Source organism: Streptomyces sp. NPDC002577 (assembly GCF_053594815.1).
The window spans coordinates 1-16,237 of sequence record NZ_JBSFWK010000004.1; the positions used below are offsets into that span (position 1 = coordinate 1).

Here is a 16,237-nt window from a genome sequence, read left to right on the forward strand (position 1 = left end):
TGCCCAGGACCCGCACCTTCCGGCTGCCGGCCACCAGGGTACGCAGCTCGTCGAGGGAGCCGGGGCGGTGCACCTCGTTCGGCGTGAAGGTGATGTTGCCTGCCCAGTTGGTCACGGTGCCGCCGTCGTATCCCGCTGTGTCGGTCACGGACTGTAGTCCTCCCCTGTTCACGATGTGCCGTCGCCGTGCAGGTTATCTCCCGTGCCTGGCGTACGGATCTTGCTGGGGGAGTCAGCCCTCGTCGAACCGGGGCGGGTCGAGCCGGCGGGGCGCGGGGCGGCGAGGTGCGATGTCGCGGGACCCCTGACCTTCGGTCACCTGGAGCCGTACCGCACCTCTGCGGCCGGAAAGAGGGAGGGCGTCGTTGCGTGCCATGACGTTTTCGTACTGGCGGATGAGCTCAGCCGTGTGTGTTCTGTGTGCTGCGGACCCGTTGTCGAGGCCTTGTTGTGCTCGCAGCAGTTCGCCGTAGATTGTCGCGTAGGAGCCGCACAGTTTGATCTTCTCTTCGGTCCGTTCACTCAGCCCGGTGACGTACGGGACAGCGATCACGAGGGCGGAGATCCCGGTGAGTACGGAGAGGATCACCTGTGCGGTGAGTGGCGAGGCGTGGGAGATGAGGGGCCACGCGAGGAGTCCTGTGGTGAAAATGATCGACGCCGCCACAACATTGTGCAGCTGGACCAGTTGCAGCAGGTGAACAGCTTCCCTGGGCATTCTCGTCGCCCAGTAGCCAGCGCCTCCGATGCATTGTTCGAGTCGCCGTGACAGTACCGCGTCAGGCGAGTTCTTCGACCTTCGAAAAATCTTCGACAGAAGCCTCATGGCACTCTCACGAAAGGAGGACGGTTCCTGAAACAGTGACTGCTGAGCGGCATGCTTCCCGGCATTGACGGTTCTATTACCAGATAATTGACCCGCATAGAGCAGTCGAGTGCCCCCGTCAGCCGATAAGTCGACCGCGAGTTTCACGGCTTCGAAACTGTGCAGGGCATGCTGTGGCGTCCGGGTGGCGTGGATTTTCTTCTGCGTGTCTTTGCGATCATGTGTGGCTGATCGCATAGTGAAGTGGTGAGGCGTATGGGTTATTGGCCGCACAGTGCTGGAGCCATCCGGAGCTGGGCGCTCTCGACGGGGTGATCCATGCCGGAAACCCCGGCCCGATTCCGGCGGGCCGGGGTTTCCAATGCCGCGTGGGCGGCGGTGTTGCCCTTCTGTGTCACTGCTTCTTCGTGGATTGCCCTTTCGGCTGGTTTCAGTAGTCGTAGTCCTCGTCGTAGTCGTCGTCGTAGTCGTCGTCGTAGCCCTTGTTGCCGTACTTGCCGTCGATCACCTTGAAGCTGCCCACGATCACATCGCCTTCGACGTTTGCGTCGACCACGAACTGGGAGGACTTGGGCGAGAGAATGGCCTCCGGAGTGTCGCTGCAGTTGACGGTGTCGAAGAACTCGACGATCTTGTTGCTGAGGTTCTCGACGTTGAAGGTCTTGGCGGCGACGGGGCCGTCGTGCTTGTGGCCGTGGACCTGGACGCTGGTGACGGGGGTGCACTGCCACTTGTGGGCCGGGTACTTCTGCCCGTTGACGATGATCTTGCCCTTCTCGCGGCGCTTCTCCTTCTTGCCGTGGCCCTTGTTCTCGTAGCCACCCTTGTTCTCGTAGCCGCCCTTGTTCTCGTAGCCGCCCTTGTTGCCGTACTCCTTCCCCTCTTCCTCGCCCTTCCCTTCCCCGCCCTTCCCGCCGGTGTCGCCGCCGAAGGGGGCGGAGACGGGGGCGGAGACGGGCGCGGCCTGCGGGGCGGCCTGGGGAGTACCGGTGGCGGAGGCGTAGGTCATTCCGGTCAGCGTCAGGGCCGCGACGCCAACGGCGGCGGTTGTCACGGCGACGGTGCGCTTCTTCATTTCGCTTTCTCCTTGATCTCAGAGATGTCGGCATCGGCGAGAAAAGCCGACCCGTGAATGAACGTACTGAGCGCGTTTTTGGCTGTCATCTCGGGCAGGGCCAAGGTGTGATCAGGAAAGGGCCGACCGGACGCATGTTGAGGGCGTGTCACGCGCCCTTCTCATTGCCTGGTCTCCCGTCAAGGGCCAGCAAAATCGGGGGTGTCCGATTGTATTTTGGACTGCCTGGGTGACTCGCCCCGAACTGTCACTCTCCCGGTCAGCCCCTCATGTAATCCGGGTGCCTCGTAGGCGGTGAAAGACGGTCAGCTGATGCCGTCCCCAGATGTGGCGACACGGCGGAGGATCGCCGGTCCTTTCTTTCTTACCGCGTTTCTGATAGAGGCGCAGAAGCTCTCATGCGTGGATTCGATGCGCCGAGATGACGAGCCGTCAGCCGTCAGCCGTCAGCCGTCAGCCGTCAGCCGTCAGCCGTCAGCCGTCAGCCGTCAGCCGTCAGCCGCCTGGTGCCGGCGTGCCGAGCCCTGCGCCACGCCACCGCACACCACGAGCGGATCGTCGCCCAGGGGCGCTCGAACCTCTCCTCCCGGTGTGCCGGCGAAGAACCCCTGACGACGCCCCCGGGCCGCCGCCGCGTAACGTGAGGACCCGAGCAGACGGGGACTCACGAGCTGAGGAGAGACATGGGCAGCCGTACCGCCGACAGCCGCACCGCGCTGGTCGAGGACCTGCTGGACCGGTTTCCGCACGTGCCGCGGGAGGCCGTCTTCAAGGAGGACCTGCTCCGCGGCGGCATCGCCTTCGACGAGTCCGCGCTCAGCGACACGGCAAACGAGGCGTCCGGCGACGTCAAGCCGAAGTCGTACTTCATCTTCTCCTTCGACCACGGCACGCTGCCCGAGCTGGGCGCCGCCGCGCTGCGCCGCCCGCCCGAGGAGATCGTCCTCACGGGCGGCCCGTACGACCTGCGCCGCACGGTGGTGTCGGTACGGGTGAACCCTGCGTCGCCGTACCGTGTCGCGGCGGACGACGACGGGATGCTCGGCCTCTACCTCGACGGAGCGCGGATCGCCGACGTCGGGCTGCCGCCGATGCCGGACTACTACCGGCACACCCTCGAGAACGGCAAGTCCGTCATGGAGGTCGCCCCCACCATCCAGTGGGGCTACCTCATCTATCTGACGGTCTTCCGGGTCTGCCAGTACTTCGGCGCCAAGGAGGAGTGCCAGTACTGCGACATCAACCACAACTGGCGCCAGCACAAGGCGGCCGGCCGCCCCTACACCGGCGTGAAGGACGTCGAGGAGGTACTGGAGGCGCTGGCCATCATCGACAAGTACGACACGGCCAAGGCCTCCACGGCGTACACCCTCACCGGAGGCGCCATCACCTCGCACATCGGCGGGCGTGACGAGGCCGACTTCTACGGGCACTACGCCAAGGCCATCGAGGAGCGCTTCCCCGGCCGCTGGATCGGCAAGGTCGTCGCCCAGGCCCTGCCGAAGGCCGACGTCCAGCGCTTCAAGGACTACGGCGTGCAGATCTACCACCCCAACTTCGAGGTGTGGGACCGCCGCCTGTTCGAGCTGTACTGCCCGGGCAAGGAGCGCTACATCGGCCGCGACGAGTGGCACCGCCGCATCCTGGACTCCGCCGACGTCTTCGGCGCCCGCAACGTCATCCCCAACTTCGTGGCGGGCGTGGAGATGGCCGAGCCGTTCGGCTTCACCACGGTCGACGAGGCCATCGCCTCCACCACCGAGGGCCTGCGCTTCTTCATGTCGCACGGCATCACCCCCCGGTTCACCACGTGGTGCCCCGAGCCGACGACCCCGCTGGGCAAGGCCAACCCGCAGGGCGCGCCGCTCGAGTACCACATCCGCCTGCTGGAGGCGTACGCCGCGACGATGGAGGAGTACGGCCTGACGCCCCCGCCCGGCTACGGTCCCGCCGGGCCGGGGCGCGCGGTGTTCTCCGTGAGTTCCTTCATGGACAGCATCTCGGCGTAGCACCGACAGGGCCCAGCGGTCTACACGGTGACCGCCTCGCGACGGGCGTGCGCGGCGAGCCGGCCGCTGCGGTGCAGGCCGTGCAGGCCCCCCGCGCACGCGACGCCGAGCGCGAACAGCACGAGCCAGGGCAGCGCCGGGAGGCCCGCCGCGCGGGCCCCGTCCAGCGCGGCGCCGGTCAGCAGGTTGCCGAGGGTGATGCCGATTCCGCAGATGGTGTTGTAGAGCCCGTAGTGGGTGGCGACGAGACGGTCCCCGGAGAGACGGACGATGGTGTCCATCTCGAACGGGTACGCGATCATCGTGCCGAGGGCCAGCAGCAGGGCCGACAGTGACGGCGGCACGCTCGCCAGCAGCCACCGCCCCGGGACGGAGTCCGGCACGGGCAGCGGCGCCACCACCAGCAGGGGCAGGAACGCCGCGCCCATCGTGGCGAGGCCCCATGCCAGGGCCCGCCCGGGGTCCGTCCGCTGCCTGCACCACGCCGTCACCCGGGTCTGGAACAGGATGGTGCTGAGCCCCGACACCGCGAACAGCAGTGCCGTGGCCGCCGTACCGGCAGCGCCGTCGCCACCGAGCCGGCGGGCCTCCAGGGGCAGCGCGAGATACACCTGGAAGGAGAGGACATACGAGCCGATCATGGCGGCCGAGAAGAGGAGGAAGGGCCGGTTGGACACCACGGTCCGCACCTGAGCAGCCATGCCGGCCGCCGCCGGGGCGTCGACCACATCCTTCGCGCTCCCGTTGTGCGTGGTGCCGCTCTGCGTACTGCGGCCGTCCGCGGCCCTTCGCGGCGGCAGTTCCCTGATCTGGACGACGCTCAGCAGCGCGAAGACGCCCGAGGCCACGAGGCAGGTGGCGCGGAAGTCCACCGCCGTCAGCGCCATGCCGACCAGCGGTCCGACGAGGATCCCGGCCTGGTAGAAGACGTTGAAGAGTGCGAAGGCCTCCACCCGCCGCCCGCCGGCGTCCGCCGCCACGTAGGCCCTGACCGCCGGGTTGAACAGCGCCCCGGCCAGCCCGGTTGCCGCGCAGGCCCCCACCAGGGCGGGCAGCGAGTGCACGAGCCCCAGTGCCGCGAACGCGGCCGTACGCAGCACGCACCCGGCGACGATCATGGGCTTGTACCCGAGCCGGTCGGCCAGGGCCCCGCCCGCCAGGAACATCCCCTGCTGTGTGAAGTTCCGTACGCCGAGGACCAGTCCGACGGCCCATCCGGCGAGACCGAGCGAGCCCGACAGATGCGCGGCCAGATAGGGCATCAGCATGTAGAAGCCCAGATTGATCGTGAACTGATTCACCATCAGCAGCCGCACACTGCGCTCGTACGTCCTGAACTGCTGGAGCGTCACTTTCACTTGGCCCCCTCGGCATCCGGGGCCGCGTCGGAGGCGGTGACCGACAGTGGGTCGACGACCGTCGCGCACCGGGTCCAGCGGGTGACCTCGTGGCCGTCGGTCCGGGGAATCTCGTCGGGTTCCGGGGCGGGCGCGGCCCCGAGCAGCCCGTGTGCCGCGCAGTACTCGTCGTCGTACACCGTCGAGAGATAACGCTCCGGCCCGTCCGGGAAGACGGCCGCGACCCGGGTGCCGGCCGGCAGGGTCCGGGCCGCCCAGCCGGCCACGAGGGCGACCGCACCGACGCTCCAGCCGCCGGTGGCGTAGTGCGCGGCGGCCAGCCGGCGGCAGGCCCAGACGGCCTCGGCGGGCGCGACCCAGTGCACCTCGCTGAAGATCCCGTAGGCGACGTTGCGGGGATGGATGCTCGACCCCAGGCCGCGCATCAGGCGTGGCCGCGCGGGCTGGCCGAAGATCGTCGAGCCGACGGTGTCGACGCCGATGACGCGCAGGCCCGGGTAGAGCTGTCGCAGCACCCGCGAGAGCCCGGCCGAGTGGCCGCCGGTGCCGACGCTGCACACGAGGACGTCGATATGGCCTAGCTGGGCGGCGAGTTCGAGGGCCAGGGAGGTGTACGCGGCCCTGTTGTCAGGGTTGTTGTACTGGTCGGGGCACCAGGAACCGGGGTGTTCGGCGAGGAGTTCGGCCACCCGGTCGAGGCGGGCTCGCTGCCACCCGCCCTTCGGATGGGGCTCGGCGACGAGGTCGACCTCGGCACCGTAGGCGTTGAGCAGCCGCGTCATGGGCGGTTCGAGACCGGGATCGGTGACGAGGGTGACGGGATGTCCGTGGACCATGCCGGCCAGGGCAAGGCCGAGCCCCAGCGTGCCGCTGGTCGACTCGACGATCCGGCAGCCCGGCCGCAGGTCGCCGCGGGCACGGGCGCGTTCCACCATGTGCAGTGCGGCACGGTCCTTCATCCCTCCCGGGTTGAAGCCCTCGAGCTTCGCCCAGAAACCGTGGCCGTCCGGGACGAACGGCCGGGCGATACGGAGGAGGGGGGTGTTTCCGACGAGGGAGGAGGGGGTGGTGTGCGCGAAGGCCGCGCTCGACATCCGTCCGACGGCGGCGCGGTTCGCATCGGTTGAGGCCGGGGCGGTGGGGTCTACGGGTGCGGGGTCTGTGGGTGCGGGGTCTGCGGATGCCGGTTCTACGGCGGTGGTGATCAGAGAGTGCATCGTTTCGCTCTCGTCGGCAGACGCGATGGCGCTGCGGGAATTGCGGCTGGGCTGAGGGCACCTGGGGCGCCTGAGGGCGCCTGAGGGCAGGGCAAGCCGCCTCTTCACACGGCTGCGGCTCGTGCGACGGTCCGCGGGTGGTGCGGGAAGAGGGAGGGCTCGGGTGTCGAGGCCGTACGGGTGCGTCGGCGGTCGTACGGGTGAGCAACGGTCGTACGGGCAGGGGAAGCCGTCGGATCTAGATCCGGAGGACTGCCGTCCCACCTGAACACGGCGGACCGTGGGAGCCCCGCCAGGCACCGTCGGGCAACCCGGTACCGCTCGTGGCCCGCCGGCCGTGCGCCGCGGCCGAGTCCAGGGTGCAGGACATGGCGGGAGCGGCGAGGCACGGACCGTCCTGCGGCTGCACCGAGAGGCACTCGCCTCCCGGATGCGAAGAACCCTCGCCGTGACGGTGGCCCGTGCCGTCGGGGTCACCGGACGCATCGTCACCGGACGCATCCTCACCGGCCGCATCGGCGTCGTGGGCGGATGCGACACCCGGCGACGGGGTCCGGTCGACGGTCCGGGCGACGGCGACCGACGAGGTCACCGTCTCGGGGGAGAGGTGCCCCGACCCGCCCTCCACACCGATGCCGTGGGCATAGAGCACGCCGAGGAGCAGCACGCCCAGCCAGCACAGGCGCAGCGCACCCGCACGGCGGCAGGTGCGTCGTGCTCCGAATGGCGGCCGGGCCGTGATCATGCCGTGATGCTAACCGCCTGAGTGTGGCAGTCCGCGGAGCTTCGCCGTTCCGGCGTTCGGGCGTGCCGCCTCCCACTCGGCCTGTCCATCGGCCGGCCGCATCGCCCCGATCGCTCCGGCGTACCGCTGCCGCGCACCCTTGGGTAGCACGGTGACGATGGCGTGGGTGTACCAGCCGCAGCACATGTCGCAAGGTGGCCAAGGCTGGCCGCCAGCCGCCAGCCGCCAGCCGCCAGCCGCCAGCCGCCACGCCGGAAGCGACGGCATCGCGGTCGACGAGGACCTCTCCGTATCCGCCGGATGGAACCGCATTACCGAGGTTTCGGACCACACCGTCAGGCGTGGGTGAACCTGTCAGGAGGTGAGGATGCCTATGCCGTCTCCGAGCAGTTTCAACCCGAGGACGAAGAACAGGACCGCCATGACGGCGACGTTGTGTCGCGCGGCCCAGTCTTTCCAGTTGCCGAGCGTGGTCTTGGCTCGCTCTCCCCCGAGGAGGAAGACTCCCAGTGGGGCCAGCAGGCCGAGGGTGGCGATGAGGACGAAGATCGCCAGCGATGCGATCTGCTGTCCGACCGGTATTCCGGCTGAGCCGATCGCGGCGCCCGCGGCGATGGTGAGGGGGGCGTTCTTGGCGTTGAGCGCGGCCAGGGCCAGTCCGAGTGCGAAGACCTTGACCGGCGTGAGACGGTCGATCGCGCCCATCCACTTCGGCAGCTGGGCTTGCGAGGAGTCCTTCGGGCGCCGGTGCCATTGCCGGGCGCCGAAGAGAACGAGAAACACGCCCAGGGCCAGCTTGAGGGCTCCCACCCAGGTGGCCGGGTGATTGTGGGCGGAGGCACCTGCGGGGGAAGCGATCGCCAACATCACCGCGCCCAGTGCCGAGAGTCCCACAATCCAGCCGACGGTGAAGAGGACTCCGTTGAGACGTCCCCGAGGCGTGGCGAGTATGAGGATGATGGCGATGATGGGGAGCGGGCTGACCGCGACGGCGGCCGCGAAACCCAGTACGTCACCGAGAACTGCGCCCATGGTTGCCTCCGTGTGGAGTCAGGGTGGCGATCCAGTTGAGTAGGGCTTGGCGCGAGAGGCTGCCCCGACCGCCTCGACGGCGCAACGGGTTGGTGTGCGATCGGCTGCGCCACTGTCTTCACGGCCGTGCGGAAGTGGCTGCCCGAGAATGGCGACGACGACGTACTCGGCACGTCCCACCGTTTCCATCGTCCTGCGCCCGGCCGGATCTGTCCTCGGGAGCTTCTCGGGACGGGAGGGATCGGGCTGGACCCCGCAGTGCCGGAGTTTCCCGGGAATCCGCCTCAGGTGACCACAATGCCCAGGGCCCGGGATGCGAGGCAGTGCATCCGCAGTGAGGATTGATATGTGAGGGCGATGGTGCCCCATGTTCGGGCGCCTGGCGACCCTCGCACCGATCCGTGGCAGGAGAATCTCACGATGACTGCGACGACAGGTGCAGCCCAATCAGCTCACCCCGAGCGCCCGGGCAGGTCGGATGGGGTCTGCAGCGAGTTCACCGTCTTTACCAAGATCAAGCCGGGCGAGGCCGACGCACTGCGTGAGGATCTCGCCATGCTCTCCGCCGCGGCGGACGACGAACGCGTCCATGCAGCGGTGCGCCAGATCGGCACCCTGCATGATGCACGGCACGTGATCTTCGACAATGACACCCGGTTCATGTTCGCCAGCGTCTTCGACGGCTCCTGGGACACGTACATCGACGACTTCGCCCAGACGGTGGTCGGGGCCCGCTTCGACAAGGTCTTCTCGCACAGCGAAGGGTTCCCCGGCGTCACCGATCCAGCGGTGAAGGACTGGTTCGTCGCCCACCAGGAGCCCGCGGGCGTCTTCGTCAGCGCCTATCCCGACCTGACCGTTCAGCAGATCTACAAGGACCAGCGCGTGGATGACGCGTTCCAGGAGGTGCTGGACACCCCCGAGTTCCGGGCGGCGCTGGAGAACCCGGCCAACGCGGAGTTGGTGGCCACGCCGGCCTTCCAGAAGCTGCTGGAGGAAGCCTCGGCCTAGAACCCGGACACAGCCAACCCTCGGAGCCCACCCACCATCGGTGGACCGCGTCGGCTGGTGCGAATCGGCCATTGCAGGGCTGTCCAGGCAGAGACCGATGTGGAGGCACAAGCGATCATGAACACCGCGGACAGCAGCAGCGCGGCCGGCGTGCGCGTCGAGATCGACGACGTCCAGAGCGGGGCCCTGCGTCCACGGCCCGTGCCCTACGAGGGAAAGTTCGTCTTCCTGCGCGTCGACGACCGCCACGCCGGCCGCGCCCTGCTGCGCCGGCTCCTCCCGGTGACCTCGGGTGGCCTGCCCAGCGCGGACCGGAGCCAGGATGCCTGGGTGGCTGTGGCGCTCACCTACCAGGGGCTGAGGGCCCTGGGGGTCCCCCAGGAGTCGCTGGACAGCTTCCCGCGGGCGTTTCGTGAGGGCATGGCCGCTCGGGCGGAGCTGATCGGCGACGTGGGCGAGAGTGCACCGGCCCACTGGGAGGCACCGTTCGGAACGGGCGATGTCCACATCGCGTTGAGCGCCCTCTCCTCGGATACGGCGCAGCTGGACAAGGAGCTGGAGCGGGCCCGTGTCGCCTACGAGGACACGCCCGGTGTCCAGGTGATCTGGCAGCAGGAGGTCCGCCAGCTCCCGACCGGGCGTACCACCTTCGGCTTCCGTGACGGCATCAGCCATCCGAACATCGAGGGCGTCGGACTGCCCGGCTCCAACCCGCAGGAAGCCCCCATCAAGGCCGGCGAGTTCATCCTCGGCTACCCCGACGAAACCGGCAGCCTGCCGCCCATGCCCAGCCCCGATGTGCTGGGGCACAACGGGACCTACGCGGCCGTTCGCAAGATCCACACCAACGTGGCGGCCTGGCGGCAGTACCTGCGCGCGAACACCTCCAGCGCCGAGGAGGAGGCCCTCCTGGCGGCCAAGATGGTCGGGCGCTGGCCCAGCGGAGCACCGCTGACGCTGACGCCGGAGCGCGATGATCCGGAGCTGGCGGCCGATCCGCACCGCGTCAACAACTTCCTGTACCGGGCGAACGACGATCGGGGGTACCGGTGTCCCGCCGGTGCGCACATCCGGCGCACCAACCCCCGCGATGCCACCATCATCGGCGACGCACGGATGCACCGCCTCATCCGCCGTGGCACCACCTACGGCCCGCCGCTGCCCGAGGGTGTGCTGGAGGACGACGGCGCCGACCGGGGCCTGGTCGGAGTCTTCCTCGGAGCCCATCTGGAACGGCAGTTCGAGTTCATCAAGGCCGAGTGGGTCAACGACGGCAACTTCATCGGCTACCCCGGCGAGAAGGACCCGGTAGCCGGGCATCACGGCGGAACAGGCAGCGTCACCATCCCGGAGAAGCCGGTCCGGCGTCGCCTGCAGAACCTGCCCAGCTTCGTGGTCACCCGGGGCGGTGAGTATTGCTTCGTGCCGGGGCTGCGTGCCTTGCGCTGGCTTGCCGAACTGGAGGACTGACGGCGATTCCCACCCCTGAGGTCTGATCACGCTCTCCGAGGAGAGGTCGAAGTCATGGCAGCACAGTTCGTCCGCTACACGCCTGACGTCGAAGACGACGACCCGGACTTCGACCGCCACGTGCAGACGGTGATCGAAAAAACCGAGAGCTACATCGCCGAGTCGGTCGAGGCCGGTGGCACCGGACGGGCCCTTCGCGACGCCCATGCCAAGGGCTACGGGCTGGCCCGAGGGGAAGTGGAGATTCTGGCCGGGCTGCCCCCCGAATACGCCCAAGGCATCTACGCGACCCCGGGAACCCACGACGCGCTCATCCGCTTCTCCAACGGCTCGCCCCACGCCGGAGCCGACGCGCGACTGGGCGCCGCCACCGGACTGGCCCTGAAGATGTTCGACATCCCCGGCCCGACCCTGTTGGAAGACGAACCGGACACGGGCACATTCGACTACGCCAACATCAACGGACCGATCTTCTTCTGCAACACAGTCGAGCACTACCTGTTCATCCAGGAACTGTTCCTGAACGCGCCGGCCTACTTCTCCCAGGGCCGACCCGGCGCACATCGTTTCTTCACCGAATTCGTGACCGGAAAGGGAACGCTGGACCAGGACAACTGGGCGTGGGACGAGTTCCTGGCCTTCCTGCGCCTGTCGAAGACCCCTCCGGCAAACGTGCTGCTGTCGAGCTACTGGACGATGGGCGCCGTCCGGCACGGGGACTACATCGCCAAGGTACGCATCACCCCCGATCCGCTCTCCGCCGCCGCGGTGGTCCGGCGCGACATCGACCCGGCCTCGGCGGCGGAGGTGTTCCGACCGGCCCTGCAGGCCGAGCTGCAGGAGCGGCCCTACGCCTTCGACATCCAGGTACAGCTCTGCACCGACCTGGAGCGGATGCCGGTGGAGGACACCACCGTGGAGTGGCCCGAGCAGCTCTCGCCGTCCGTCACCGTGGCCAAGCTGCGGCTGCCGCAGCAGGACATCTCCGGTCCGGAGAATCTGGAGAGGATGGACTCACTGTCCTTCACGCCCTGGCGGGTCACCGCCGAGCACGCCCCCCTGGGCAACATCATGCGGGCCCGTAAGGAGGTCTACCGGCGATCCTCCATCGAGCGCCACAAGCTCAACCAGCAGCCGCGCACAGAGCCGCATAGCGCCGACGAGGTAATTGGTACGTGACCCGGCCTGACCACCGGCCTGGCACGCAACCAGCAGAAGGGCCAACTGGCCAAGACCGTGTCCACATGGTCTAAAGTCCCCCTCCTCGGGGTGTACGGCACGGCCGGGATGGTGCAGTCCGACGACGTGCCCTACCGCGACAAGGGCGGGGGCCTGCTGCCCGACGACTTCGTGGTCTACCGCAATGGCGGCGTTGTCGACCGGCCGACGCTGGACGGGCCGCTGCTGACCGCGTCCTTCCCGGACACCGACCGTGAACGCCTCCAGGCGCGCTCCGCTGCCTCGCGCCCGGCCAAGGGCAGGGGCCTCGCACGCCCGTTGGGGACGGTCACCCCGACCCGGGACGGTTCCGGCGGATGACCGGTGTGACGCGCTGAGCCGGCGGGGTTCCCGGGCAGGTCATACCGGGACCTGGGTCCCCTGATGGTGCTGCTGAGCTTGTGATGATGCAGGATGCACGGACAACAACCGGCCCTGGGGAGGGGCCGGTTACCTGAGAAGGGACGGGAGCGCAACGTGGGCGACGGTGGGGCCTCCATATCGGACGAGGAGTGGGAGCGCTTCCTGAAGGAGGCCGGGGCCGGGACTCGGGGCGCGCCCGAGGAGCCGTCGGCGCGGGCCCGGATGGTGGCGCGGCGGCTGCGGGAGGAGACCGGCCCGCCGGAGGGGTGGCGGACGTACCAGCCGGCCCGGCGGCGACGGGGCAAGGGCTGGTACGTGGTCGGTCTGCTGGTCGCGGTCGGCTTGCTGGTCGTGGCGCTGGATCCGGGGCGGGTGGCCGGCTGGTTCGGAGGCGGAGGCGGCGAGAGTACGCCGCTCGCCGCGGAGTCGGAACGCCCGGATCAGCCGCCGGCGACGGAGGCGTCCCAACTGCCCACGGTCGAGAAGCCGTTCAGGGGCTCGCCCGCGGAGCGGTGGAGCGACGGGACGGCAGGGATCCACGTGCCCGAGGCACGGGCGACCGGCTGGATGAGCAAGCAGCAGGTCGCGCAGGCGCTCGACCGGACGCGGGACTTTCTTGCCGCGTCCAGTCTGGATTCCGGTGTGCTGCGCGGGGAGCGGCCGAAGACGGCGATCGCGTTGCTCAATCCGCATCAGCAGGATGTCCAGGACTACCTGGCCACCGCGTTCCGCACGCCCAGCCGCGAGAACGATCCGCTGCTGCTGTTCAGCCGGTTCGAGAAGACGAAGGTGCGGCCTGCCGGGGACGTGATCAAGACACGAGGACGGATCACGTTCCAGGAAGGTACGCGCGGTGCGGTCGAGGTGACCACCGATGTCACCTACGTCTATCCGGTCGTCCGCGCTGCGGCGGGAAGCGACGAGGTCGTGCGCACCATCGTGCGCCGCGAGGTCGTGATGAGCTGGGACGATCCGGCGAAGGTGGTCATCGAGCCGGGGACGTTCTCCCTCGTCTCCTACAAGGCGGACATCACCAACGGCGGCTGCGACACCTTCACCGGCTACCTCACCCCCGAGTTCGGCGCCGAACGAGCGGCCACCGGTTCGGGAGACGGCCGCGAGGTCGACCCGTACGACCGGAGCACGTCGATGGACGCGCGCATGCGGGAGGCCGGCGACGCGGGGTGCGGAACCGCCACACGGTCGTGACCAGGCGGATCTTCCTCAGTCGTCGAGCAGCCGCCATGCGGTGAGGGCGAGCCGAGGCCGAGAACGCCTCGTAGTTCCCGGCGTCCGCCCCGTAGCCGGAGTGCCGTTTCTCGGCGAACCGATCCACGGCATGTGGGGTCTTGCTCATCAGGGCCGGTGCGGCCCTGTGAGCGCGGCCTCGAGGGCCTCAGTGGGCGCGACACCGTGATGCCGTCCCACAAACAGCTCGTCGGCATCGCCCTGGACCTCGATGGACCATCAGGTGGCGGTGACAACCAGTGCGGCCTGGTCGTCGAGGGTGGCATTGCCTGCGAACGTGGTGACTGCGGCGGTGACGGACTCGATGAGGGCGGCGGCGGTGGGCGTGGTGGTCCGGACGGCGGCAAGCGCGTCGGCCAAGCGGTCCTCTCCGAAGAACTCGCCGTCGGCCGAACGAGCCTCGGTGATGCCGTCGGTGACCAGGACCAGGCTGTCGCCAGGGTGCAGTTCGATGCCGCACGGACAGAAGCCGGGGTCGGGATTGATGCCCAACAGCAGGCCTGGTTCGGCGAGTTCCATGACCGTGCCGTCGGTGCGGCGCACGAGCGGCGGGACGTGGCCGGCTCGGATCAGGTTCAGCGCGAGGTGGGACGGGGTGTGCCGCAGCTCACCGTAAGCGAGCGAAACGAACTGGTCCTCATCGGCGGTGCTCCCCATCAACGCGTCGTTGATGGCGGCGACCACCGCCGCCGGGTCGTTCAGGAGACGGGCGGCGGCGCGTGCGGTGTGGCGGACGATGCCGGTGGTCGTGGCGGCCAGCGCGCCGCGCCCGGACACATCGCCGATCATGAGCGCCCAGCGGTCGTCGGGCAGCGGGAAGACGTCGTAGAAGTCGCCGCCGACGTCGAGTCCTGCACCTGCCGGATGGTACGAGGCCGCCAGGGTGGCGCCGGGAATCCTGGGCAATTCGGGAGGCAGCAGGCATGCCTGCAGATCGCGGGCCAGCCGGACGCGGTCGGTGAACTGGTGGGCGTTGTCGGCACTCGAAGCAGCCCGGCGGGCGAGTTCCTGCGCCAGGGCGGTCGTGCGGTCGCCCAGGGGCAGGTCGGTGGCCAGGAGAGTCAGCACACCGAAGGCGCGGCCCCGGATGGCCAGTGGCACGCACACGTAACCTGTGACGCCGAGCTGCTCGCGGCGGCCGCCGGTGTGGGCGGTCTCGGTGGTGCCGGAGGTCAGTACGCGGGCAACCGCGGCGTCGACCTCGTCACGCAGTGCGCGGGAAGAGAGGAGCTCTTCCCCGTCCCTGGTCGACGCAGCGATGGCGATACGCTGCGCCCGGCCGTGCTCGACCACGTGGACGGAACACAGCGGCGCCAGAGCCGGAACGGTCAGTCGCGCCATGCGCTGCAAGCTGTCGGAATAGTGTGTCTCGCGTGTGATGGCGGTGCTGGCTTCCAGCAGGAACGCCAGATCCTCATGGGCTGCCCTCTCGCGCTCCTGGGCGGCGTGGCTCGCCTCCACCGCGGAGTGGCGTTCGACGGCCAGTGCGGCAATGCGGGCGAACGCCGCGCTGAGCGCCACATCGTTGTCCGCGGGAGCCTTGGGGGTGCGGTGGTACATCGCGAAGGTGCCCAGCAGCCGGCCGTCCGCGTCCTGGATCGGCGTGGACCAGCACGCCGCTACCCCGGCCCGCGACGCCAATTCGCGGTAGTCCTGCCACAGGGGATCGGTGGCGATGTCGGTGACGGTCACCGGCCGGCGCCGGTAGGCGGCCGTGCCGCACGAGCCGGCGCCCTCAGCGATGGGCGTCCCGTCGATCGCCTCGTTGTAGAAGTCGGGCAGGCGCGGGGCGGTGCCGTGCCGCAGGCGCTGTCCGTCGGCGTCGACGAGCAGTACCGAGACGATCATGTCCGGGGAGAGTGCCTCGATGGCCGTGGCCATGCGGAAAAGGATCTCGTCCAGCGGGGCGTCGCGTGCGATCTGCTCCAGCAGCACGCGCTGCTCGGCGGCCAGTAGATGGGCGTGGTGGTAAGCGGTGGTCTCGACCGCGATCACCACGACCCCGTCTGTCCGGCCGACCGCATCCCGGCGGGGCTCGTAGGTGAAATCGAAGAACCCTTCCCGCTGCCTGTCCGGCCCGCCCAGCAGGAGCCGCCCGTCTCGGGCCCGGTAGGCGACGCCGGTGCGGTAGACCTCATCGAACCGGTCGAGGACACCCTGCGGAGCCAGTTCCGGAACCACCTCTGCGATCGGCTCGCCGACGCGGCCGCGGTCGCACCCGACAGTCTCGAAGAACGCTGAGTTCGCCGCCTCCAGCAGATGTCTCGGGCCACTGAGCGCAGCGAAGATCACCGGGGCTTGGTCGAACAGGTCCGCGTACTCTTCGTTCCGTCGGTAGACGGTGACGGAGTGGGCCGTGGCCGAACTGCGAGGTTCGAAATATGTGGACATGACAGGCACCCTCTCCTGTCTCACTCCTCCACTCTGACACACGTTTCCGCTGTTCCCAGGCCGCAGCCGGGTCAACCGGGTGTCGAGCGCTCGTCCACGGCCATGAACATCTCCGACAGCCGTGCATCGAGCTGGTGATCAGCAAGGACGTGACCGTCGAGGCGTCCCCGATCACCGTGGCCGACGGCGACACCATCGCTACGGAGCGGCATGTCGAGTCCGTCGTCCAGGTGTCCGACGGCGGTCGCTGCCCCTCCTCCGTGAGGACGTGACG

General features: G+C 68.9%; 14 protein-coding genes. 7 read left to right on the forward strand and 7 right to left on the reverse strand.

Annotated elements, in window-relative coordinates; translation table 11 throughout:
* Positions 1-232: 232 nt before the first annotated feature.
* Positions 233-1,063 (reverse strand): hypothetical protein, encoded by an 831-nt coding sequence (locus ACWD4J_RS07560; RefSeq protein WP_451394378.1) that lies wholly within the window; start codon positions 1,061-1,063, stop codon positions 233-235.
* A 193-nt stretch (positions 1,064-1,256) separates the two neighbouring features.
* Positions 1,257-1,901, reverse strand: a complete 645-nt coding sequence (locus ACWD4J_RS07565) for a hypothetical protein (RefSeq protein ID WP_451394379.1) — start codon at positions 1,899-1,901, stop codon at positions 1,257-1,259.
* A gap of 683 nt (positions 1,902-2,584) precedes the next feature.
* On the opposite strand from ACWD4J_RS07565, the gene ACWD4J_RS07570 reads away from it, so the two are divergent.
* Positions 2,585-3,910, forward strand: coding sequence for a radical SAM protein (locus ACWD4J_RS07570; protein WP_451394380.1), 1,326 nt, complete (start codon positions 2,585-2,587; stop codon positions 3,908-3,910).
* A 20-nt stretch (positions 3,911-3,930) separates the two neighbouring features.
* Here ACWD4J_RS07570 and ACWD4J_RS07575 read toward each other — a convergent pair whose 3' ends face one another.
* The 4 genes from ACWD4J_RS07575 to ACWD4J_RS07590 form a co-directional block, all read right to left on the reverse strand.
* A complete protein-coding gene (locus ACWD4J_RS07575) occupies positions 3,931-5,268 on the reverse strand; it encodes an MFS transporter (RefSeq protein WP_451394381.1) in 1,338 nt (445 codons plus the stop codon).
* Positions 5,265-6,362, reverse strand: coding sequence for a PLP-dependent cysteine synthase family protein (locus ACWD4J_RS07580; RefSeq protein WP_451394701.1), 1,098 nt, complete (start codon positions 6,360-6,362; stop codon positions 5,265-5,267). The genes ACWD4J_RS07575 and ACWD4J_RS07580 overlap by 4 nt, the downstream gene beginning before the upstream one ends.
* A gap of 361 nt (positions 6,363-6,723) precedes the next feature.
* On the reverse strand, positions 6,724-7,230 hold the full coding sequence (locus ACWD4J_RS07585; protein WP_451394382.1) for a hypothetical protein: 507 nt from the start codon (positions 7,228-7,230) through the stop codon (positions 6,724-6,726).
* A gap of 354 nt (positions 7,231-7,584) precedes the next feature.
* Positions 7,585-8,262 (reverse strand): GAP family protein, encoded by a 678-nt coding sequence (locus ACWD4J_RS07590; RefSeq protein ID WP_451394383.1) that lies wholly within the window; start codon positions 8,260-8,262, stop codon positions 7,585-7,587.
* A 420-nt stretch (positions 8,263-8,682) separates the two neighbouring features.
* Here ACWD4J_RS07590 and ACWD4J_RS07595 point away from each other — a divergent pair, with 420 nt between their 5' ends.
* The 5 genes from ACWD4J_RS07595 to ACWD4J_RS07615 all read left to right on the forward strand — a co-directional run bounded on the left by ACWD4J_RS07595 (position 8,683) and on the right by ACWD4J_RS07615 (position 13,533).
* Positions 8,683-9,273: a hypothetical protein gene (locus ACWD4J_RS07595; protein WP_451394384.1), complete on the forward strand. Its 591-nt coding sequence runs from the start codon at positions 8,683-8,685 to the stop codon at positions 9,271-9,273.
* A 117-nt stretch (positions 9,274-9,390) separates the two neighbouring features.
* Positions 9,391-10,743 carry a Dyp-type peroxidase gene (locus tag ACWD4J_RS07600; protein ID WP_451394385.1) on the forward strand — a complete coding sequence of 451 codons (1,353 nt, stop codon included), beginning with the start codon at positions 9,391-9,393 and terminating at the stop codon, positions 10,741-10,743.
* A gap of 54 nt (positions 10,744-10,797) precedes the next feature.
* On the forward strand, positions 10,798-11,922 hold the full coding sequence (locus ACWD4J_RS07605) for a catalase family protein (RefSeq protein ID WP_451394386.1): 1,125 nt from the start codon (positions 10,798-10,800) through the stop codon (positions 11,920-11,922).
* Positions 11,923-12,030: 108 nt separating this feature from the next.
* A complete protein-coding gene (locus ACWD4J_RS07610; RefSeq protein ID WP_451394387.1) occupies positions 12,031-12,282 on the forward strand; it encodes a hypothetical protein in 252 nt (83 codons plus the stop codon).
* A 156-nt stretch (positions 12,283-12,438) separates the two neighbouring features.
* On the forward strand, positions 12,439-13,533 hold the full coding sequence (locus tag ACWD4J_RS07615) for a hypothetical protein (protein WP_451394388.1): 1,095 nt from the start codon (positions 12,439-12,441) through the stop codon (positions 13,531-13,533).
* Between the two features lie 258 nt (positions 13,534-13,791).
* Here ACWD4J_RS07615 and ACWD4J_RS07620 read toward each other — a convergent pair whose 3' ends face one another.
* A complete protein-coding gene (locus tag ACWD4J_RS07620; RefSeq protein ID WP_451394389.1) occupies positions 13,792-15,963 on the reverse strand; it encodes a SpoIIE family protein phosphatase in 2,172 nt (723 codons plus the stop codon).
* Positions 15,964-16,097: 134 nt separating this feature from the next.
* On the opposite strand from ACWD4J_RS07620, the gene ACWD4J_RS07625 reads away from it, so the two are divergent.
* Positions 16,098-16,235: a hypothetical protein gene (locus tag ACWD4J_RS07625; RefSeq protein ID WP_451394390.1), complete on the forward strand. Its 138-nt coding sequence runs from the start codon at positions 16,098-16,100 to the stop codon at positions 16,233-16,235.
* Positions 16,236-16,237: the final 2 nt, after the last annotated feature.